At 61.3% G+C, this 21,971-nt stretch carries 12 protein-coding genes and 1 pseudogene; 10 read left to right on the top strand and 3 right to left on the bottom strand.

The features are described from left to right. The 4 genes from HRF45_11825 to HRF45_11840 form a co-directional block, all read left to right on the top strand. Positions 1 to 1,639, top strand: a 1,639-nt coding sequence (locus tag HRF45_11825) for a DUF4838 domain-containing protein (GenBank protein MEP0767215.1), incomplete at its 5' end; no start/stop codon positions are given. 265 nt (positions 1,640 to 1,904) lie between these two features. Then, complete coding sequence (gene ubiE, locus HRF45_11830) at positions 1,905 to 2,621, top strand: bifunctional demethylmenaquinone methyltransferase/2-methoxy-6-polyprenyl-1,4-benzoquinol methylase UbiE (GenBank protein ID MEP0767216.1); 717 nt, start codon at positions 1,905 to 1,907, stop codon at positions 2,619 to 2,621. Beyond that, entirely contained in the window at positions 2,618 to 3,631 is a 1,014-nt protein-coding gene (locus tag HRF45_11835) for a polyprenyl synthetase family protein (GenBank protein ID MEP0767217.1), read from the top strand. Before ubiE ends, HRF45_11835 begins: the two co-directional genes overlap by 4 nt. Then, positions 3,628 to 4,401, top strand: coding sequence for an HAD-IIA family hydrolase (locus tag HRF45_11840; GenBank protein ID MEP0767218.1), 774 nt, complete (start codon positions 3,628 to 3,630; stop codon positions 4,399 to 4,401). Before HRF45_11835 ends, HRF45_11840 begins: the two co-directional genes overlap by 4 nt. Here the strand turns inward: HRF45_11840 and HRF45_11845 are convergent. Then, on the bottom strand, positions 4,367 to 6,034 hold the full coding sequence (locus HRF45_11845; GenBank protein MEP0767219.1) for a CTP synthase: 1,668 nt from the start codon (positions 6,032 to 6,034) through the stop codon (positions 4,367 to 4,369). The two genes, HRF45_11840 and HRF45_11845, sit on opposite strands and share 35 nt — an antisense overlap. Before the next feature lie 389 nt (positions 6,035 to 6,423). On the opposite strand from HRF45_11845, the gene HRF45_11850 reads away from it, so the two are divergent. Continuing rightward, the gene (locus tag HRF45_11850; GenBank protein ID MEP0767220.1) at positions 6,424 to 6,939 is read left to right on the top strand and encodes a tetratricopeptide repeat protein; all 516 of its coding nucleotides are present in this window, start codon (positions 6,424 to 6,426) and stop codon (positions 6,937 to 6,939) included. A gap of 98 nt (positions 6,940 to 7,037) precedes the next feature. Here the strand turns inward: HRF45_11850 and HRF45_11855 are convergent, their stop codons facing one another. Both HRF45_11855 and HRF45_11860 read right to left on the bottom strand, forming a co-directional pair. Further along, on the bottom strand, positions 7,038 to 8,165 hold the full coding sequence (locus tag HRF45_11855) for a HEAT repeat domain-containing protein (GenBank protein MEP0767221.1): 1,128 nt from the start codon (positions 8,163 to 8,165) through the stop codon (positions 7,038 to 7,040). Positions 8,166 to 8,307: 142 nt separating this feature from the next. Beyond that, positions 8,308 to 8,871 (bottom strand): HAD-IIIA family hydrolase, encoded by a 564-nt coding sequence (locus tag HRF45_11860; protein ID MEP0767222.1) that lies wholly within the window; start codon positions 8,869 to 8,871, stop codon positions 8,308 to 8,310. A 146-nt stretch (positions 8,872 to 9,017) separates the two neighbouring features. Between HRF45_11860 and HRF45_11865 the strand changes: the two are divergent. From HRF45_11865 to HRF45_11885, 5 genes and pseudogenes are all read left to right on the top strand, one after another. Further along, positions 9,018 to 9,149: pseudogene (locus tag HRF45_11865) on the top strand (prepilin-type N-terminal cleavage/methylation domain-containing protein). 669 nt (positions 9,150 to 9,818) lie between these two features. Further along, positions 9,819 to 10,037, top strand: a complete 219-nt coding sequence (locus HRF45_11870) for a hypothetical protein (GenBank protein ID MEP0767223.1) — start codon at positions 9,819 to 9,821, stop codon at positions 10,035 to 10,037. Positions 10,038 to 10,174: 137 nt separating this feature from the next. Then, on the top strand, positions 10,175 to 14,440 hold the full coding sequence (gene rpoB / locus HRF45_11875; GenBank protein ID MEP0767224.1) for a DNA-directed RNA polymerase subunit beta: 4,266 nt from the start codon (positions 10,175 to 10,177) through the stop codon (positions 14,438 to 14,440). Between the two features lie 88 nt (positions 14,441 to 14,528). Next, on the top strand, positions 14,529 to 19,229 hold the full coding sequence (gene rpoC / locus HRF45_11880) for a DNA-directed RNA polymerase subunit beta' (GenBank protein ID MEP0767225.1): 4,701 nt from the start codon (positions 14,529 to 14,531) through the stop codon (positions 19,227 to 19,229). A 280-nt stretch (positions 19,230 to 19,509) separates the two neighbouring features. Next, the gene (locus HRF45_11885; GenBank protein ID MEP0767226.1) at positions 19,510 to 21,822 is read left to right on the top strand and encodes a glycosyltransferase; all 2,313 of its coding nucleotides are present in this window, start codon (positions 19,510 to 19,512) and stop codon (positions 21,820 to 21,822) included. Positions 21,823 to 21,971 lie beyond the last annotated feature (149 nt).

Raw genomic sequence — 21,971 nt, forward strand, 5'->3', positions numbered from 1 at the left:
GTCCCGCCCCGCCCCGGCCGAGGCACGTGCGGCGCGCGAGCTACAATCCTCGCTCTATCGAATCACCGGGGTAAGCCTCCCCATTCGATCCGACCACCCACCCAATCCCTCGAAGGCCATCCTTCTCGGCAACCCCCAGAACAACCTGGCCATCCGCGGACTGCGCATTCCGTTCGACGCCAAGGCGCTCGGCGACGAGGGATACGTGATTCGCACCGTCTTCGATACGCTTGTGTTGGGTGGCCTCACGCCGAGAGCGACCATGTATGCGGTGTATGGCTTCCTGGAGGACGTGTTGGGATGTCGCTGGTACGCCGCCGACGCGACAGTGATGCCGATGCGCCGGACGCTGACAGTGAACCCGATTTCATCCATCGTCACGCCGGCGTTCGAATACCGAGAACCCTTCTACACCGAAGCGTGGGACAAGGATTGGGCGGCGCGCAACCGATGTAACGGCGCATTCATGCACCTAGACGAAGAAACCGGAGGCAAAATCGGCTATCAGCCCTTCGTCCACAGCTTTTGGGCCATCCTGCCGCCCGAGCAGTACTTCGCAGACCACCCCGAGTACTACTCTGAGCTGGACGGAGTACGCAAGGTGGATGGCGGACAGCTATGCCTGACAAACCCGGATGTCCTGCGATTGACAGTGGAGTGTGTGCGTCGCTGGATTCGCGAACACCCCGAGGCACGCATCTTCTCCGTGTCGCAGAACGACTGGTATGGGTGCTGTCAGTGCGCCGAGTGCAAGAAGGTGATCGAAGAAGAGGGCGCACAGTCCGGCCTCGTCCTGCGGTTCGTCAACGCGGTTGCCGAGCAAGTGTGCAAAGACCACCCCGACAAACTCATTGACACGCTCGCTTATCAATGGACCGAGCAGCCTCCGAAGAAGGTGCGTCCTCACCCGAATGTCAGGGTTCGCATGGCACCCATCGGCAACTGCTTCGGGCACCCGATTGACGCTTGCGAGCGCAACAAGAAACCCTACGAGAACCTGCTGGCCTGGGGTGCCATCACCGACAACCTATACATCTGGCACTATAACACGAACTTCGCCCACTACCTCGCACCGTTTCCCGACTTCGACGAGTTAGCAGGCAGCACGCGAGCCTACAAGAAGCTGGGCGTCAAAGGCATCTTCTACGAAGGCGCCTACCCACGGGGTGGTGGATCGGAGTTCGCGGAGTTGCGATCTTGGGTGCTCGCCAAACTGCTATGGGACCCATCGCGTGACGTGTGGAAGCTCGTAGACGAGTTCGTGAACGCCTACTACGGCAAGGGTGCACGCCCCATCCGCGACTACCTGCGCATGTTGCACGACGCGGTAAAGAAGGAGAACATCCACTTCGGCATCTACGATCATCCCAAGAACCTCGGATACCTGCGGAAGGACATCGTGGACAAGGCCGAGGAGCTATTCGCCGAGGCGGAGAGGTTGGCGGTGGGCAGGCCGGAGCTCGCACGCGTACAGAAGGCTCGCCTCGCTATAGACTACACGCGACTTGCCCAAGCCGAGACGCCCGAGGAACGCGCGAAGTATGCTGACGTGGTGGCAGAGAAGATCCGTCGCTTCGGCATTCACGAGGTGCGCGAAGGCCAACCAGTCGAGCACTTCCTGCAGAGCATAGGGAAGTAGTTGCGATGCCGTGACGTTGCGGCTGCCTGGCACTGATGAGCTATAAGGCTGATTGAACTCTGCTGGTAGGTCGCGGCAATTGCCGGAAATTCCGGGCGCGTGGCACCCTCGAGGTCTGAGCATGGGAGTGGACACTCCTCGGGCCGTCTTCACCTCGACGCGCCCCTGACGGCTGTGATCGTGAGGGCCCGAGTGTCGCATCTTTTCAGAAAAAAGTGAAATCCGCCCAAAGGACGGGTAAGATAGCCCCCGAGGGAACTGGGTGATGTCTGTGGCGACCCGAGACAGGCCGTGGCAAACGACGGGGGAGGCGCGTAGCTCCTACGTCCGAACCATGTTCTCGGACATCGCCCCGGTCTACGACCTCATCAACACGGTCATGACGGCTGGCTCCCACCGGCGTTGGCGCCGCCAAGCCGTTCGACTTCTTCCGCTCATCCCAGGAGAGCGCGCCCTCGATCTCTGTTGTGGTACCGGCGACTTCGCCTTCGATCTGAAGGCAGCGGGTGCCGGTCTGGTGCTCGGCGTGGACTTCGCGCAGCCCATGCTCACCATCGCCAAGCGCAAATCGGCGGGAACGGCACTGCGCTGGGCCATGGCGGATGCTCTCCGTCTCCCGCTCGCTGACGGCAGCGTGCACGCCATCACCGTCGGCTGGGGGCTGAGGAACATGGCAGACATCCCCGCAGGCCTCCGTGAGATGCACCGGGTGCTCGCCGATGGCGGCCGCTTCGTGGTATTGGACATCGCCCGTCCCAATGGACTGCTCGCTCGCCCCGCCCGGTTCTACTTCTATCGCGTGGTGCCGCTCATCGGCGCAGCGCTGGGCTGGAAGAGTGCGTACACTTACCTGCCCAACTCGCTCGACCACTTTCCCGATCGCGTGGAGTTGAAACGGCTCACCCTCGAAGCAGGCTTTCGCGAGGCAGAAACGCACGACCTGGCCTTCGGGATGCTCACCGTATTGCGAGGCGTGAAGTGAGCGCGGTTCCATGCCTGGACGCACTCCAGTCCGCCGCGCCACCTTGGCTGATGCAGGCAGTCTCCGACGACATCGCCGCCGTGGAGTTCCTGATTGGTCGCGAGATCCACTCCCATCTACCCACCGTCGAGAACGCAGCACGCAACATCTTCACCGCGGGCGGAAAGCGCCTGCGTCCCGCCATCGTCAGCCTCGCCGCCCGTGCAACCGGAAACCCATTCAAATCCACCCGCGTGCATCTCATAGGCGCCGCCATGGAGATGGTGCACATGGCTACCCTGATCCACGACGACGTGATTGACGAAAGCCACACGCGCCGCGGCCGTCCCACCGCCAACGCCCTCTACGGCAATCGCATCGGTGTACTCGCCGGCGACGTGCTGCTCAGCAAGGCAATGCGCCTGCTAGCCATGGACGACGACCTCGGCCTGATGCGGATGGTGGCCGAAGCCGTGGTGGCGATGAGCGAAGGGGAGGTGGCCGAAGTCGAGTCGCTCGGATGCCTCGACCTAAGTCCCCAGAGGCACCTCGAGATCGTTCGGAAGAAGACCGCGGTGTTCGTAGAAGCGTGTTGTCGGGCGGGAGCGCGAATTGGTGGCGCTGACGAGGCAGCGGAGGAGATGCTTGGCCGATACGGTCACCACGTCGGAATGGCGTTCCAACTCGCTGATGACATCTTAGACTTCCGCGGCGACCCCGAGAAGATCGGAAAGGCGGTCGGCGGCGACTTCCGAGAGGGATGCCCGACGCTGCCCGTGATCCATGCGCTGGTGAGCGCGCCGGACTCGGATCGCGACATCCTTCGAAGGCAGTTTGGCAGAGACGCAGACAACGGGCGGATGAACGAGGTGATCGGCATGATCGAGCGCTCCGGAGGCTTCGAGCGCGCACACGAACTTGCAGTCGCACATGTTCAGTCCGCCATGGCGTCGCTCTCGCCTCTTCCCGAAACTCCCGCCTCCGCGTGTCTCGCCCGGATCGCCGACTTCGTGGTCTCGCGAGACCGGTGAGACGCTTTGCCGCCTACCTGTTCGACCTTGACGGGGTGATCTACCGAGGTTCCATGTTGCTCCCGGGGGCGCTGGAAACGGTCAACACACTGACCTCGACGGCCAAGGTCGCATTCCTCACGAACAACGCAGGCCGGCATCGAGAGGAGTTTGCGGAGCGCCTCCGCAGCATGGGGTTGCCCGCGACTATGGACAACGTGTTCAGTTCGGGACTCGTGGCAGCCCGAGCGCTGGAGAGCCTCGGCGTGCGGACGGTGTTCCTCGTCGGCATGCCGGGCCTGGGAAGGGAACTCGAAGATGCCGGTCTCGAGCTTCGCGAGGGGCCACCCGTGGATGCAGTCCTCGTAGCCCGCGATACGCAGTTCACGTTCGACAAACTGACAACCGCGCAGCAGGCCGTTTTCGCCGGTGCACGCCTGTTCGCGACCAACCGCGACCCCGTCTACCCGGTCGAGGAGGGACTCATGCCTGGCAGCGGACCCATAGTGGCTGCCGTGGAGACGGCCACCATGCGAAGCGCTAAGACCTTCGGAAAGCCGGAACCGGAGATGATCCTTTTCGCGCTCGAGAGCCTTGGGGTGCCCCGCGAAGAGGCGCTCATGGTCGGTGACCGGCTCGACACCGACATCCTGTGTGCAAAGCGAGCAGGCATTGCATCGGCGCTGGTGCTCACGGGCGTAACTTCGCCAGAAGAGGCCGAAGCAGCACCGGACGAGATGCGCCCCGACTGGATAATCAGCCGCTTGCCGGAAGTTCTGCCTTCTTCGTAGCCACTACCGCAACGCCCTCGCCCTTAGTGGCCCCGTGCTTGCGCGCGAGAGCAGCCTTAACCAATCCCGCAAACAGCGGGGCGGGGCGGTTCGGCCTGGACTTGAACTCCGGATGGAACTGGCACCCGATGAAGTAGGGGTGATCCGGCAACTCAGCAATCTCGACGAGACGGTAATCCGGTGAGACCCCACTGAACTGCATCCCAGCGGCACTCAGCGTCTCCCGATAGTCATTGTTCACTTCGTATCGGTGCCGGTGCCGCTCGTGTATCAGCGTGTGGCCGTATAAGCGGTGGGCCAGGCTGTTGCGCGAGAGCCTGCAGGGGTAGCTACCGAGCCGCATGGTCGCACCCTTCTCCGTCACGCCATGCTGGTCCGCCATCAGATGAATAACAGGGTGCTTCGTGCCCTCATCCACCTCGATGGTGTTCGCGTCCTTCAGCCCGCACACGTTCCTCGCGAACTCGATAATGGCCATCTGAAGTCCGTAGCAGAGACCCAGGAACGGGATACCATGCTCACGGGCGTGCCGTATCGCACTGATCTTGCCTTCCACGCCCCTTGCCCCGAACCCGGGTGCGACGATGAGGCCGTCCAACCCCGTAAGCACCTCCTCCGGTTCGGCGTTTTCCAAATCGTCGCTCTCGATCCACCGGATGCCCACCCGGCAGTTGTTGGGCACCCCCGCGTGCGCTAGCGATTCCGCGATGCTCTTGTACGCGTCGCCGTTATTCGTGTACTTGCCGACGACGCCTATCAGACATGACTCGGCGGGGTCTTTCAGCACGCTCACCATGTGCTGCCATTCGGTGAGGTCCGGCTCGGCGGTTGGCAGGGCTAGTCGTCGGCAAATCAACTCACCCAATCCCGCCTCGTCCATCCGCAGCGGAACTTCGTAAATGGTGTCCACGGTGCGCAGCTCGAGCACGCCTTCCGGCGCCACGTCGCAGAACAGGGCAAGCTTCTCTCTCACTTCATCGCTGAGCGGCACGTCCGTGCGGCAAGCGAGAATGTCGGGGGTGATTCCTATCTCCCGCAACCGAATCACGCTGTGTTGTGTGGGCTTCGTCTTCACTTCGCCCCAGGGCGCAATGTGCGGGATCAACGTCACGTGCACGTACAGCACGTTCGTCGGCCCGACGTCTTTCTTAAACTGCCGGATTGCTTCGAGAAAGGGAAGGCCCTCGATGTCGCCTACGGTCCCGCCGATCTCTGCGATGACGATATCCGCGTTGCTCTCTTCGCCGACCTTCACGATACGCTGTTTGATCTCGTCGGTAACGTGCGGAATGACCTGTACGGTCGCCCCGAGATAGTCGCCCCGTCGCTCCTTCTGAATTACTTCTGCGTACACCGTGCCGGTGGTGATGCTGGAGCTGCGCGTGCAAGAGACGTCGATGAAGCGCTCGTAATGACCCAGGTCTAGGTCGGTCTCGGTGCCGTCATCGGTTACGAAGACTTCCCCGTGTTGGTAGGGGTTCATCGTGCCGGCGTCTACGTTGATGTAGGGGTCGAGCTTGACGGGAGTGACGGCAAAGCCACGGTTTCTGAGAAGACGACCGATACTGGCGGCGGCGATTCCCTTGCCAATTCCGCTGACCACGCCCCCGGTCACGAACACGTAGTTCCTCATAGCGCCGCCTCCGGGACTTTAGTATACCGTCTCGCCGACCACGCGTGACGCCCCGCGCCAGCGGATCCCTCGTAATTTCGGCGTCCCGCCGAACGCGCGCCCATTCGCCGGGAGACGGCGAAACTACCGGCAGGGAAGCGTGCGTGATTCTCCGACTACCGCTAGACCGACCAGTATGCCGCAACATCGCACCGTGGAATGCCAACCGGGAATCGAGCCCACATGGGAATCGGCAAGGGAAGGTGGGCATGGAATGTACGGCAGCTTCGGCACGGTCCTAGCTCTCATCGTTGCGGCCATCGCCATCTTTGGCGTTTTCTACTACGTCCGCGACATCCTGGCGAACTGATCTTTGCCTGCTCGGCGCATCGGTATACTCCGAGCGTCCTATGCGTCCGGTTCACCGAACCGACAAGTACATAGATCTGGCGGAGTGGCTCTGCTTCGACTGCGGGAACCCAGACCTGGCGCTCGAGTGGGTGGGCCGCGCACTGCATGCCGAACCGGAGAACCCAGAGGCGCTCACCCTCAAAGGCGACATTCTCCAAGAAGCCGGACGCTGCGAAGAGGCAGTCACGTTCTATGACCGAGCGCTCGAGATCGTCCCGGACGCGCTGGAGGCAATCGCCGAACGAGCCCGCGCGCTGCACACCCTGGAACGCTGGGACCAGGCCGTCGCGGCAGCCGAGGCGGGCCTCGCAGTGCTGAACGAGATCACCGGAGCCGAACCCGAACCCGATCCGGTGGTCGCCATGTTGCACGAGATCCGTGTGAGTTCACTACTCGGGTCGGGTCAGAAGCGTGCTGCAGCACAAGCCGTGACCGAAGCCCTCGAGCGCTGCCCGGGAGACGAACGATTGCTTGAGCTTGCCGCACTGGTACGAACTTCGGGCGCTCGCCCGTGAGCCTGTTGATTGGGGCAAGCAGTGGGTGTTGTCTGGTGTAGGACACCCTCGCGTGACTTCATGCCCCGGCTCCAGTACGTTCGGGGCTGGCTGAACGACTAGGCCTCCTCTTGATGTGGTGGCCTCGCAATCAGCAGATTGTCCGCAAGGCCCTCGTCCCCGAATGCGGGTCGAAGTAGCTGCTCGTTGTCGCCCGCATCGGACGGGGCACGCAGCAAGGTTGCCCGATCCCGCTCCAACTCGGCTCGCTGCTGTATTGGGGGAAGAGCCTGCACGGCCGCGCTCGCCAGCTCTTCGTTATCGCTCTTAGCCAGCGCTTCGACCACCGGCAGTGTGTCGCTCCCCGCGTACAGCGCGATTAGCGGTAGCGCCTTTACCTTGAGCTGTACCGATCCGGTGCGAAGCAGGTCAGCGACTGCCGCTCGTTCGTCCGGGGCCCACGTTTGGACGTCCTCCGGGCTAACGTTAGGTAGCAAGGCAATCAGTATCCTTTCGGCGACATCGCGCATGCTCTTGTCGCGATGAGCCATGGCGAGCGCACCGGCCGCACGGGACACCTGAAGAGCACCCAACGCATTCGCTGCCGACCGCCGAACGCCTGCGATGGCGTGAAAGGCGAACCAAGTTGGTAATAGAGCTAACATCCAGGCATTCTCTATGAGGGCACTAAAGCCTCCGCCGAACAGATACAGCGCCGCAAGGATAACTGGAAAGACAACTAACGTGCCCAGCGTAACGGGTAGGCGCACACGACGGTCGCAGAGGGCCTCCCGCTCCTGTGCCTGCAGAACTCTCAACAACGTGTTCGTTGCCTCCGGGCCACCTATGCGCCCGAGCGCTTCGACCGCGGCCTCCGACAGTGCCGGAGCGATGGGACTCGGATGCTCCGCGAGTGGGCTCAGGTAAGGTATCGCTGCATTGCCGATAACCTCGAGAGAGCGTATCTCCCTTTCCCGCGTGATCGGGTTGGTGAGCCTCTGGTGAAACAGATTCTCCCACAGTCGGTGGTGTGGGCTGGCGCCCCCCGTCCACTGCAAGCCGAACTCGGCCATGGCACTCGGCTCTTCCACGTCAGCGGGAGGAAACGCCATGTAACGGCACGATGGACATGCGAACCACGGTAAGCCAATCGGGCGCGGACCAGCGATCACGTCGCTGCTCGCCTGCCCGCAGCTCGGACAAGTCACGACTGTCGAGAACGGCTGTAGCTGTCTCTTACGCCCCATAACTCATGCTACGGAGTCTCAGTGGCTCGGGCTGCACTTCGCTAGAGAATGTAATCACAACGTCCTGCTTGTTGCCACAGGACAAGCCAGGTGCCAGCCTGGCCCGGTTACTCCGCTGATAGCAGTATGGGGCAGGGACGGTTCATCTCGCGGTCGAGCCGACCTCGACGACCCAGCGTACAGCTTCACCCAAGTGCTCGAAGACTCCCTCCGGCTGCTGGGCCAATCCTGCGACCGCTCCCCGATGCACGTGCCCGCTGAGCACCAGTAACGGTCGGCAGCCCGCGGCTCTGGCGGCAAGCACGTCTTTCTCCGTGTCCCCGATGAAGAAGGTCTCGCGAGGCTCGAAGCCGTACGTGCGCTGGAGGTCCAGGATCATCCCGGGTTTCGGCTTCCGGCAGTCACAACCTTCGGCCGCAAGATGAGTGCAGTATCGGAAAGCCTCGATCTGCCCGCCTGCCGCCTGTACCGCGGTCACAATGGCTTGTTCGATTCGACGCAAACCTTCCGTGGTCAGCAAGCTCTTGGCCACCGCCTGTTGGTTCGACACGACGGCGACCCGATAACCTGAATGATTGGCCTCGGCGATGGCTGGCGGAGCCCAGGGGAAGATCTCGAGTTCTTCGAGACTCTTGACGTAGTCATCGCGGTCACGGTTGATAACGCCGTCTCGATCCAGGATAAGAAACCGAGGCCGGCGAATCACCACGGAAACGCGCCCCAGATGGAGGTTTCAGGCGCCCTATTTGACATGCCGGCAGAGGTGCGATACACTGTCTTCGGCGAAATCATATAGCCAAATCATATAGCCATCTAAGCAGTTTCATCTCATCATAAGGAGGTACACGACGAATGCAGCGTAGAGGCTTCACACTCATCGAGCTTCTGGTCGTGATCGCCATTATAGCGATTCTCGCAGCTATCCTCTTCCCCGTGTTCGCTAGGGCACGTGAGTCGGCCATGGCCGCCTCCTGCCTTTCCAACTGCAACCAGCTCAATAAAGGTTGCCTCATGTATAGCGAAGACTACAACATGATGATGATCCTTCGCGCCTATTACCACAACGTGGCCGGAGAGCCTTATCCCAACACTCCCATCTGGATCGGGCTGGCGAAGAAATACATTAAGGACAAGGCAGTTCACGGCTGCCCAGCGGCCCCTGGAACCGTCTACGGCGATACCTGGGCAACCAGGAAGCACAACTCACTCGGCCTGAACACGAACATCTTCGGATGGTACAGGACCGACACGATGCAGCTCATCCCCGTCAGCTACAAGAAGATGCAGACGCCGACTACGGTAGTGATGTTTGCCGACGGAATGCCCAAGGACCCTCGGGATCCTACTCGCGACCAGCATTGCAGGGGCTATCTCGCCAGCAACAAGGAAGCAGCAGGCGCCTGCGGCGTGGGCGCAAATGGGCAACCGAACAACACTGCGACTACCTCGCTCGGCACCCGACATGCCTTGGGAGCCACCGTAGCCTTCGCCGATGGCCACTGCAAGAAGTTCCCCACCAAGTCTCTTCTTCCCAACGGTCAGGTGCCCCCCTCGAACTGCTGGGCCGAGGCATACGTGGACCTGAACGACGCTAAGGTCAAGTGGCTCCTTATTGACGGCTGCATCTGGTGGTAGTGCGCAGGAGGTGACCCAATGAAGAAGTCCAACTCCAACGTCGTGGCCATCGTCGCGCTCGTGGTGATACTCGTGGCTGCGTACTTCCTTTACCAGAGCCTTGCAGGCGGCACCTCCGCAGGTACGGAAGGTGTCGTTCTGCCGGAGGACCCTCGGAAGACCGACCCGAACTTCGATCCGAACCGGAATCGACCGCCGGATATCGGTGGTGTGGGAGGTCCAGCGCAGGGCAATTAGGTCTTTAGTCCCTCTCGGCGGTAACGAGCGAACCTGCTTGACTGACGGAAGTCGAGCGGGGTAACCTATCTTTTCTGCGCGCCGTTGCCACAGCCCAACTGAAAGTTTGCATCCGCGCACGCCGGAGGAGGAACTGGATGAAGGTAATCCCGCACGCTGCTAAGCGGATCGGAAGCGTGCTCGAAATACCTAATCTCATTGAGCTGCAGCTCGATTCTTTTCAGTGGTTCTTAGAGGAGGGGCTCCCGGAGCTTTTTCGTACCTTCTCTCCCATCTGGGATTTCACCAACCGAAACTGCATCGAATTCGTTGACTTCACGCTAGGTGAACCCAAGTACTCGTTGGACGAGTGCCGCGACCGCGACATGACCTTTGAGGCGCCCATTCGTGCCACCGTGCGCCTCGCTCGGTCCGACGGCGAGATCATCGAGTCCGAGGTGTATCTCGGCGACCTGCCCTTGATGACCGACCAGGGATCGTTCATCATCAACGGGCGCGAGCGTGTCATCGTTTCTCAGCTCTCGCGCTCGCCAGGTATCTACTTCAGCGACGATATCGACCTCTCCATGGCCATCCTGGTCAGTGCTCGGGTCATCCCTGCCGAGGGCCCTTGGCTGGAGCTGGAGGCAGACCCGTTCTGGGTCGTACGTGCCGCCATCCAGCAGACGAAGAAACTCCCATTCACGCAATTGCTCAAGGCCATGTCCTCGTTCGAGCAGGCCCGTGCAGTGATTCACATGCCGCTGTACCGCGCCCTGCACCGAAGACTGGCAGAACCCCTCGCAGACCCCGAAACCGGCGAGGTGCTGTACGACTCGAAGACCCTGATCACGGAAGAGATGCTGGCGTCGTTGCCTGAAAGCCTGCGGGAGTTCGAGGCAGCGGTCTATTCGCCTTGCGAAACCACGGAGGACCTCCTGTGGCTCTATGGGACCAGACAAACACTGCAGCATCCGACCCGTGATGACCTGACCGAACGCGGCGCGCAGGACGACTCGACCTTCACCCTCTCGCTGAACGATCTGCACGACCCCGAAACCGGCGATCTGATCATCCGCCGAATGGAGAGAATTCGACCCGAGACCGCCGTCAAAATCGAGTCTCTGGGCCTGCCCAAGTTCGACGTACTGCGAATCAACCGCTATATCCAGGCAACGATCGAAGAGGACTCCACCGACACGCCGGTCGAGGCACTGACGGAGATCTACCGCAGACTCCGTCCCGGCGAACAGAGCTTCAAAGAGATCGATCGCATGCGCAGCGAGCTTCTGGAGAAGGCGGAGAAAACCGGCATCAGCCGCTTCCAACTCCTCTCGCTGAAGCGCTTCGTCGAGCACATGCTGGGAGAGGTCGCGCCCGAAACGACGGACTCCACGCTACTGGACGTGTTCAAGCGCTCGCGCATGTATCAGCAAGAGGAGATCGGCGCCACCCGCACCCAGATGGAAGCGATGATGAAGGAACTGATCCGCTACTACCGGCGGATCTGGACCATCCGTGACCTCGGGCGCAAGGAATTAACGAACCTCTTCCTCGACAAGCGGCGCTACGACCTCGCGAAGGTCGGAAGGTTCCAACTCAACCGCAAACTGGGGATTGATGTGGATCTCGCCTGCCGCAACATCACGGTTGAGGACCTGGTAGGCGCAATCTACCAGATGACAGAGGTCCGCACGAACCGAGCAGGCTCGGACGACATTGACCACCTCCAGAACAAGCGCGTTCGCAGCGTGGGCGAGCTGCTTCAGAGCCAGCTTCGCCTCGGCTTCATTCGAATGGAGAAGGTGGCGAGGGAGCGCATGACGACGCAGGACCCCGAGAGCATCCTGCCGGGTGTCATCCTCTCGGTCAAGCCCGTCTCTGCGAGCATCAAGAGCTTCTTTAGTTCTTCCCAGCTCTCCACGTTCATGGACCAGACCAACCCGCTCTCCGAGCTGACCAATAAGCGACGCCTCTCGTCGCTGGGACCGGGAGGCCTGTCCAGGCAGAGCGCCAAGCTCGAAGTGCGAGACGTGCACCGAAGCCACTACGGTCGCATCTGCCCCATCGAAACGCCGGAAGGTCCGAACATCGGCCTGATCAGTCAGCTGACGGTGTACGCAAGGGTGGACGAATACGGCTTCATCAAGACGCCGTACCGCATCGTGAAAGACGGAAAGGTCACCGACGAGGTGATCTATCTCTCGGCTGGCGACGACGACCCGAAGTACATCGCTCCATCCGATGTCGAGTTGGACGCGGAAGGCCGCTTCCGGTCCGAGCGCGTGCAGGTCCGCCACATGGGCACCTACCCCACGGTGGACCGAGAAGATGTGGACCTGATGGACGTCACACCGGTGCAGATGATCTCGGTGGCCACTGCGTCCATCCCGTTCCTGGAGCACGACGATGCGAACCGGGCATTGATGGGCGCGAACATGCAGCGCCAAGCGGTCCCCCTGCTCCGCTCCGAGGCACCCATCGTGCACACCGGATACGAACGGCGTGCCGCAGTCGACTCGGGTTCTGCAGTGATCGCACGGCGCCATGGCATCGTCGAAGGGGTTACGAGCAAAGAGATCCGTGTCCGTGCGTCGGAGGATGGCGAGATTGACCTGTACCGGCTGCACCACATGATGCAGTCCAACAAGTCCACCTGTTTCACCCATCGCCCTGTCGTGTTTCCCGGCCAGCGAGTGGTCAAAGGTCAGGCTCTCGCGGACGGCCCGTGCTGCGACCATGGGGAAATGGCGCTGGGTAAGAACGTACTCGTCGCCTATATGCCGTGGGGCGGCTATAACTATGAGGATGCGATCCTGGTCTCGGACAGGTTGGTTCGGGACGACGTGTTCACCTCCATCCACATCGAGCGGCACGAAGCCGAGGCGGTGGATACGAAGCTGGGCCCCGAGGAGATCACCCGCGACATCCCTAACGTCGGCGAGGAGGCACTCAAAGACCTTGATGAGAACGGCATCATCCGCATCGGCGCTGAGGTCCAGCCTGAAGACATCCTCGTTGGCAAGGTGGCGCCGAAGGGTCAGGTGGAGATGACCGCAGAAGAACGCCTCATCATCGCAATCTTCGGCAAGGAAGCGGAGGAGACGCGGGACGTGTCGCTTCGCTGTCCACACGGCGAGCGCGGCCAAGTTGTGGACGTCAAGGTGTTCTCACGGTTCAAGTACCAGTGCCAGGCATGCGGCCACATCTACAACGAGAGCAAGAAGAAGGACCGGCTGTTCTGTGATCGTTGCGACGGCGAACTCCACCAGCTCCCGGGTGACGAACTCCCTGCCGGCGTGAACGAACTGGTGCGCGTGTTCGTCGCCCAAAAGCGCAAGCTGATGGAAGGCGATAAGATGGCCGGGCGCCACGGCAACAAAGGTGTCATCTCGAAGATCCTCCCTCAGGAGGACATGCCCTATCTACCGAATGGGCGACCCGTGGACATCGTGCTGAACCCGCTCGGCGTGCCCAGCCGGATGAACATCGGTCAGATCCTGGAGTGTCACCTCGGCTATGTAGGCCACCGACTGGATTGTCGTTTCCCCGAGCCTGCCTTCGAGTGCTCGACTGAGGACGAGATCCTGTTCGAGATGAAGCGCCTTGCCAACGCCTTGTTCTTCGACGCGTTGAACGGGTACCTAGACAGCTCGTTCGGTATTGCAGCCGATATCGCACCCGAGAAGACACCGGAGGAGAACCTGGCGTGTGTCAAGCAAGGGCTGCGGAACCTCGGCCGTTATGGACTCGAGAGGGTGTCGGCTGCAGTGGCCGGTCCGCCAATCCTCACCGATGAGGAGTTCGCGGCGATGCCGGAAGAACTGCCCGCCGAAGAGGAACCGTTCGCGGCCTCGGAGGAGGTCTACGATGCGATTATCGAGCGCATTCGCCATAACGCGTCGGCACGGTGTGGCTTCGACGGAGAGACCGGCAAGACCTATCTTCGCGATGGCCGCACCGGCGATCTGTTCCGCTCTCCGGTGACCGTCGGGTACTCCTATCTGATGAAGCTGGAGCACCTTGCCGACGAGAAGGTGCACGCGCGCAGCATCGGTCCCTACTCGCTCGTAACTCAGCAGCCACTCGGTGGCAAGGCGCAGTTCGGTGGCCAGCGCTTCGGCGAGATGGAAGTGTGGGCGCTCGAAGCGTATGGTGCGGCCTACACGCTCCAGGAAATCCTCACCGTCAAGTCCGACGACGTCACCGGGCGCGTCAAGACCTATGAGTCGATCGTCAAAGGGGAGTCGATGGGTGAGCCAGGCGTTCCCGAGTCCTTCAAGATCCTGGTCAATGAACTGCAAAGCCTCTGCCTGCGGGTCACCGTGACCGACAGAGCCAACAAAGAGATCGACCTGAAAGCTCTTGAAGACGACGGGATGGACGATGCGCGTCTGGCGCGCAGCGTGGGTTTCAACCTCTGAGCGCCGTAACCGATATGCGGCGTGACTTCATAACAGTTTGCCCGCAAGGGCGCATAAACACGAAGTTGCGAGGAGAGGCAGCAGGCTAATGGCAGACGTCAGTTCATTCGACAAAATCAGAATCGCCATCGCGTCGCCGGAAGATATCGTAGGCTGGTCGCATGGCGAGGTGCGGAAGCCAGAAACCATCAACTACCGAACCTTCAAGCCCGAGCGTGACGGGCTGTTCTGCGAGCGTATCTTCGGCCCGGTGAAGGACTGGGAGTGCCACTGCGGTCGCTACAAAAAGGTGAAGTACAAGGGCATTATCTGCGAGCGCTGCGGCGTCGAAGTGACCCGACAGAAGGTGCGCCGCGAACGCATGGGGCACATCGAGCTGTGCGCTCCGGTTTGCCACATCTGGTACCTCAAGGGCGTCCCGAGCCCGATCAGCCTCATCCTCGACATTTCTCCACGACTACTCGAGAAGGTCGCTTATTTCGCCTCCTTCATCGTGATTGACATCGATAAGGAAGGCATCGAACAGAACGTCGGCGTGCTGATGAGCGCCATCGAAGAAGAAAAACGCTACGTGGACGAAAACGCCGCCCAGACCGAGGAGGAACTGCGCAAGGCATTCGCCGAGGAGCTGGAGGAAAACAAAGACGTCTACGACGACCACCACATCAAAGAGCGCACGAAGGCGGTTAACGACCGCATCAAGGCCGAGTACCGAGAAGCCGAAGAGCGCAAGGCCGAGATGGAAATCGCACTCGAGATCCTTCAGCGCCTGGAGCGTCGGCAGCTTATCGACGAGGATAAATACCGAGCCGTGGACCGTATGCTCGAGGTCGCCAGTAGGCGAGCGGGCAAGGACTTCACCTCCTTGCTCAGGGCAGGCATCGGCGCGGCGGCCATTCACGACCTGCTAGCGCAGGTGGACCTCGACAGGCTTAGCCGCGAGCTACGGCATGAGATCATCAGCACCTCAGGACCGCGCCGAGCACGAGCTATCAAGAGACTGGAGATCGTGGAGGCTTTGCACAAGTCGCGAAGCCGGCCGGAGTGGATGGTGCTAACTCAAGTGCCGGTCATCTCGCCCGAATTGCGACCCATGGTGCAGCTCGACGGTGGGCGGTTCGCCACCTCGGACCTGAACGACTTGTACCGACGCATCATCAACCGCAACAACCGCCTGAAGAAGATTATCGAGATCCGGGCACCCGAGAGCATCATCAACCACGAGAAGCGCCTGCTGCAAGAAGCGGTGGACGCGCTGATAGACAACGGCCGTCGCACCCGACCCGTGGTGGGCTCCAACAATCGCCCGCTCAAGTCGCTCTCGGATATGCTGAAGGGCAAAGAGGGACGCTTCCGTAAGAACCTGCTCGGCAAGCGAGTGGACTACTCGGGTCGCTCGGTTATCGTGGTGGGCCCCCACCTGCAACTCCACCAGTGCGGTCTGCCCAAGGAGATGGCTCTCGAGCTGTTCAAGCCGCTCGTCATGAAGACGCTCGTCGAAAGAAGCGTCAGCCAGAACATCAAGAGCGCCAAGCGCCTGATTGACCGAATGCACCCGACGGTGTGGGACAGCCTGGAAGACGTTATCGCCGAGCATCCAGTACTACTCAACCGAGCCCCCACGCTTCACCGACTCGGCATTCAGGCCTTCCAGCCCGTCTTGGTGGACGGAAAGGCCATCCAGGTGCACCCCATGGTGTGCCATGCCTATAACGCGGACTTCGACGGAGACCAGATGGCCGTTCACGTTCCGCTCTCTGCGAACGCACAGGCGGAAGCTCGCGTCTTGATGCTCTCCAGTAACAACCTGTTCTCACCGGCCAATGGCCGTCCCATCGTCTCGCCGATCCAGGACATCGTACTCGGCTGTTACTACCTTACGATGCGTAACCGGAAAGCCGAAAAGCGAAAGGTCGTGTTCGGGCGGCCGGACGAGGTGCTGTGCCTTCTGGATATTGGCGAGATCGATCTACACGATCCGGTGGACCTGCGAGTGACGGACCCTGATACCGGCGAGAAGAAAATCATTGAGACGACGCCCGGCAGGATCATCTTCAACGAAGTACTTCCCCCGCAAATGCGGTATCGAGAGAAGTACGCGAACATCCTCCTCACCAAGAAGGCTATCGCCGAGGTGATCAACGACTGTCACCTGCTGGCGGGGTCCGAGGCCACCATCACGCTGCTGGATGCGATGAAGGACCTGGGCTTCCGCTATGCCACCCAGTCCGCCATCACAATCTCGATGACCGACATGGACCCGCCCGAAGCGCGCCACCGCATCATCAGCGAGACGGAGCAGGCGGCAGCACTGGACAAAGAGCGCTACGACCGAGGGATGCTGAACGATCAGGAGCGGCATCGCCGCCTGACAGAGCAGTGGACAAAGGCGTACGATGACGTGGCCAAAGAGATCCTCAAGACCTTCGATCAATACAACCCGTTGATGATTGTCACGGACTCCGGCGCCCGTGGTTCGGTCAAGCAGCTCACCCAGCTTGCCGGGATGCGCGGACTCATCTCCGACCAATTCGGCCGCCTCATCGAGGACTTGCCGATCCGCTCTTCGTTCCATGAGGGTCTGTCCATCTTCGAGTACTTCGTCTCGACCTATGGCGCGCGAAAGGGTTTGGCAGACACCGCACTCCGAACAGCGGACGCTGGTTACCTAACACGCCGCATGGTAGACGTATCGCAGGACGTGATCATCCGGGAGGAAGACTGCGAGACCACCGAGGGCATCACGGTGCAGCGCCTGGAGAAGGATGGCGAGGTGATCGAGAAGTTGGCCGAGCGCGCCGCAGGGCGCACCTCGCTCGCCAGAATTACCGATCCCGAGACGGGCGAACTGATCGTGGACTTGGACGAAGAAATCTCCGACGCCCAGGCCCATATGCTCGAACAAGTGTCCACTCGGTACTGGCAGGCTCTAGAGGAATTGCAGTCCAAGGGCGGGCGCACTTCGCCTGAGGTGCAGAAGCTCCAGGACAAATACCGCGCCGCCGGCTTCAAGATTGACGAGCGGAACAGGCTCGGCGTCGAGATTCGCTCGCCTCTCACCTGCGAACTGGAGCAAGGCATCTGCGCGAAGTGCTACGGGCGTGACCTCGCGCTCGGCAGAACCGTCGAGATCGGTTCGGCCGTCGGCATCATCGCGGCACAGTCCATCGGCGAACCGGGCACGCAGCTGACCATGCGTACCTTCCACACCGGAGGCATCGCGGGTCTCACCATCGCCGGTGTCAAAGAGATGGGCGAGGCCAAGCGCAACATCGCGGAGCTGATGTCCGACGAGGAGCGCGGTCTGGTCCAGTTCTCGGGAGAAGAGATTGTCAAGCTGGATGATGAGCGGCGAAAGGTGGCCGAGGAGTTCTTGCGAGCCGATCCCGCGAGAGCTGGAGACACAGCCCCCACCAAGGCGAAGAAAGAGCGGACCCGCACGTCCGCCGGTGCGAAGGAGACCGAGAAGAGGAAGCACGACGCCACCAAGAGTTGGACGCAGCGACTGGTCAAATTGCTCGAGTCGGAGTTCTCCGGCATCAACCGAGTGGAAGAGTTATTCGAGGCTCGTGGCCGCGGCTACAAGAACCCGAGGGATCCGAAGAAAGGCCCGAAGGGCGAAGCGATCATCACCGAGATCGGTGGCGAAGTGAAGCGCATCGAGACCCGAGATAAGGGTCGCTGGGTGGTCATCGAAGGCGAAGTGGACATCCGCGACTACAGCCCGACGGGTCGCTTCGCCGCAGAGCCGATCAAGGCCGGTAAGGTAGAGATCGAGGCAGGCACAGAGCTGAAGGACAAGCACATCGCCGCCCTACTCAATGAGGGAGTTACCCACATCAAGGTGATGGAGCTGATCCTAGTGCCCTATCGCGGCAAGCTGGAGTTCCAGGAGGGTGACGTGGTGCGTCCCGGAGACCGCCTGACTCCCGGGCCGCTCGACCCGCACAAGGTTCTTCGATTGCGAGGCGTCCGCGGCGTCCAGGAGTACGTCGTGCAGGAAGTGCAGGCCGTGTACAAAGCGCAGGGCGTGGACATCAACGACAAGCACATCGAGGTGATCACTCGCCAGATGCTGCGAAAGCGCAAGGTCCGAGAGCCCGGCGACACCCCGTTCCTTCCGGGTCAGATCGTAGACCGCTTCGTGCTGAAGCGCGAAAACGAGAAAATTCGCAAGATGCGAGAACGCGGCGTCGTGCTGAAATACACGGACCCGGAGACAGGAGAGATCAAGGAGCGTGAGCCTAAGGAAGCTACCGTGGACTGGGTGCTGCTCGGTATCACCGAGGCAGCCCTCGCCACCGAAAGTTTCCTCTCCGCTGCGAGCTTCCAGAAGACCACCAAGGTCTTGACGGACGCCGCGGTGCGCGGAAAGAGCGACGAACTGGTCGGCTTGAAGGAGAACGTGATCATCGGTCGCCTCATTCCGGCAGGCACCGGCTTCCCGGCCTACCGAGAGATGGACATCGAAGTGGATAAAGCTCCCGAATGGGCCGAGCGCTCACTGAACGCGCTGGTAGGACCGGCGCTCGCAGGCGAGGAGTTGGAAGACGATCTGAGCCTCGTTACCCGAGGCCTCACGCTCTCCCAGCTTGCGCAAGAGGAAGCCCAAATCCGGGAAGAGGATGGTGAAGAGCCACCGCACGAGAACAATGGCCCCCCCGACGACTTGGACTCCTCCGATGCCGGAAGCACCTCCCTCGACACCATTGTTAGTCACATGGAGGGAAATGGTGTGTCCGTCCCGGATGCATTAGAGACTCTTAACGAGGACGCACCGCAGGCGTAACAGACGACACCGTCTGGCGGCTGGGCGCGATTGCCGCGCCCAGCCGCTTCGGCTTTGTCACGGTACGAAGGCCCGCGCAGATGGGTCGTGCCAGAGGCTCGGGGTATACTGATTGTGCGAAGCTGCCGTCGCGATGGGTGTATCTCGGGGGGATCTTCGAATAGTTTTCGCCCGCGCGGGTCAGCAGACCGTTGCCCGCTGACACTCAGCCACCGAGCCAATCGTCCCTTGCGGCTAGCAGACTTCGAATAGCACGCAACCTCACACAGGAGGAAGTCACTTGGAGAAGGGGACCACCGGCGGTCAGCGTATCGCCTTTCTCAGCACCTATCCCCCACGTCGTTGCGGAATCGCTACCTTCACGCACGACCTTGCCAACGCGGTGGTCGAGCACCTTCCGTCGCAGGAGAACGTCGTCGCCGTCGCTATCACGAACACCGACGAGGAGTATCAGTACCCACCGCGCGTGAAGTTCGAAATCCAGCAGCACAACCTGAGTGACTACAAGCGTGCAGCCGAGTTTCTCAACTACAGCCGTGTAGACATCATCTCCATCCAGCACGAGTACGGCATCTTCGGCGGCGAGTGGGGAGAGTACCTGGTCACCCTCCTCCGTGACGTGCGTGTGCCCGTCGTGACCACCATGCACACAGTGTTGGAGGACCGCCGACCGGTGCAATCTCGCGTGTTCGACGCGATTGCCGACCGCAGCGACAAGATCGTCGTGATGACGAACCGCGCCGTGGACATGTTATCGGCACAGGGCGTTCCCATGGACAAGATGGTCTACATCCCGCACGGCATCCCCGACCTCCCGGTCGTGGACCCGAGCTACTACAAGGATCAGTTCGAACTGGAGGGCCGCACGGTTCTGCTGACGTTCGGTCTAATCGGCCCCGGCAAGGGCATCGAGACGGCGATCCGTGCTGTGCGCAAAGTCGCCGACCAGCACCCCGAAGTCGTGTACATGGTCCTCGGAGCAACGCACCCGGAGGTAGTTCGGCAGTCGGGCGAGGCTTACCGTCTCTCACTAGAACGACTGGTGTCCGATCTCGGCCTGGAGGATAACGTTGTCTTCTACAACCGATACGTGGAGTTCGAGGAGCTGTGCGAGGCGCTGTGCGCCGCGGATATCTATCTGACACCCTATCCCAACCGAAATCAGATCACCTCCGGCACTCTCGCCTATGCGTTAGGGGCGGGTAAGGCGATCGTGTCCACCCCGTTCTGGCATGCGGAAGAGCTACTGGCTGACGGACGCGGCCTGCTGACCGAGTTCAACGACGAGAACGACATGGCGGAGAAGATCAATTGGCTGCTTTCCAACCCCGTCGAGATGCACGCCATGCGCAAGCGCGCCTACCAGCACGGTCGGGCGATGGTCTGGCGGGAAGTGGGGAAGTCGTACGTCCAGGAGTTTGAGGCTCTGCTCGGCGGCGCCGGGAAGCTAAAGGCAGCCACTGCACGCAGCAGTCGAGCCGTGATCATCGGATCGCGTTCGCTTCCCGAGCCCAGCCTGCAACACCTCAGAAGGCTCACGGACCGTTTCGGCTTGTTCCAACACGCGCGCTACCGTATCCCTGACTACTCGCACGGCTACTGCGTGGACGATAACGCGCGTGCACTGGTCGCAGCCACCAAGTACTACCGACTCTTCAACAAACCGGATGTCCTGGACCTACTCGGAACGTTCCTCGCGTTCGTCATCTACTGTCAGAACGAAGACGGTACCTTCCGCAACTTCCTCTCGGTGGAGCGGCGATTCCTGGACGAGGTGGGATCCGACGACTGCCAGGGACGGGCACTGTGGGGGCTAGGCCACACGATCGCGTACGCACCCACCGACTACCAGGCGGTCGCGAAGGACGCCTTCGACTTGGCGCTTCCCAACTTACACAAGATCAACCTGCGCGGAGCCGCGTACGCGATGCTCGGTATCTTCCGCTACCTCGACAAGTATCCCGGCGCGCTCCAACTCAAGAATGCGCTGGTGGAACTGGCCGAAAAGCTAATGTACTGCTACGAACAGACCCGCTCCCCCGGCTGGGATTGGTTCGAGCCGGTGCTCGCCTATGACAACGGCCTGATCCCCCGTGCGCTGTGGCGGGCCTCGCAGGTGCTAGGTAACGAGAGATACAAAGAGGTAGCGCGCTCTACCACGGACTGGCTCTTCGAGCAGTGCACCCGCGACGGGCACCTGTCTCTGGTCGGCTCCAACGGGTGGTTCCGACGGGGCGATCCGGAGAAACCCCACTTCGACCAACAGCCGATAGACGCGGCTGCGATGGTGTCGCTCGCCGGTGCCGCCTTCCAGAGCACGAAGGAGGAGCGCTACCTGAAGCTGATGCGCATGGCGTACGATTGGTTCCTGGGGGCGAACGACCTGCAGGTGCCAATGTACGACTTCCGCAGTGGGGGCTGCTCGGACGGCCTTACGCCCAACGGAGCAAGCGCGAACCAAGGTGCAGAGAGCACGCTGGCCTGCCTGCACGCAACGATGGTAATGATCGAATTGCTGCCGGAAGAGGCAGGAGCGCGCAACGTGGAGGTTGCAGGCGACGGCGACGCCCGCAGCATCGCTGCGGGCGGCTAGTAGCTCCTGCCCTCCAGCCACTCTCGATACAGTCATCTCGCCATCCGTCCTCGGATGGCGAGTCCGGTGCATTGGCTCTGGGACCAGGCTGCCTCCGGGGCCTTGGCAAAGGACCATGCACAACACCCTCATCTCTTTCATCCCCAGGG

The sequence above is a fragment of the Fimbriimonadia bacterium genome, from assembly GCA_039961735.1.
Classification (GTDB): Bacteria; Armatimonadota; Fimbriimonadia; order Fimbriimonadales; family JABRVX01; genus JABRVX01.

Excerpts from the sequence above, each read along its gene's own strand:
- ubiE (MEP0767216.1), top strand. The coding sequence starts at position 1,905 with ATGTCTGTGGCGACCCGAGACAGGCCGTGGCAAACGACGGGGGAGGCG.
- HRF45_11845 (MEP0767219.1), bottom strand. The coding sequence starts at position 6,034 with ATGAGGAACTACGTGTTCGTGACCGGGGGCGTGGTCAGCGGAATTGGC.
- HRF45_11850 (MEP0767220.1), top strand. The coding sequence starts at position 6,424 with ATGCGTCCGGTTCACCGAACCGACAAGTACATAGATCTGGCGGAGTGG.
- HRF45_11855 (MEP0767221.1), bottom strand. The coding sequence starts at position 8,165 with ATGGGGCGTAAGAGACAGCTACAGCCGTTCTCGACAGTCGTGACTTGT.
- HRF45_11870 (MEP0767223.1), top strand. The coding sequence starts at position 9,819 with ATGAAGAAGTCCAACTCCAACGTCGTGGCCATCGTCGCGCTCGTGGTG.
- rpoB (MEP0767224.1), top strand. The coding sequence starts at position 10,175 with ATGAAGGTAATCCCGCACGCTGCTAAGCGGATCGGAAGCGTGCTCGAA.
- rpoC (MEP0767225.1), top strand. The coding sequence starts at position 14,529 with ATGGCAGACGTCAGTTCATTCGACAAAATCAGAATCGCCATCGCGTCG.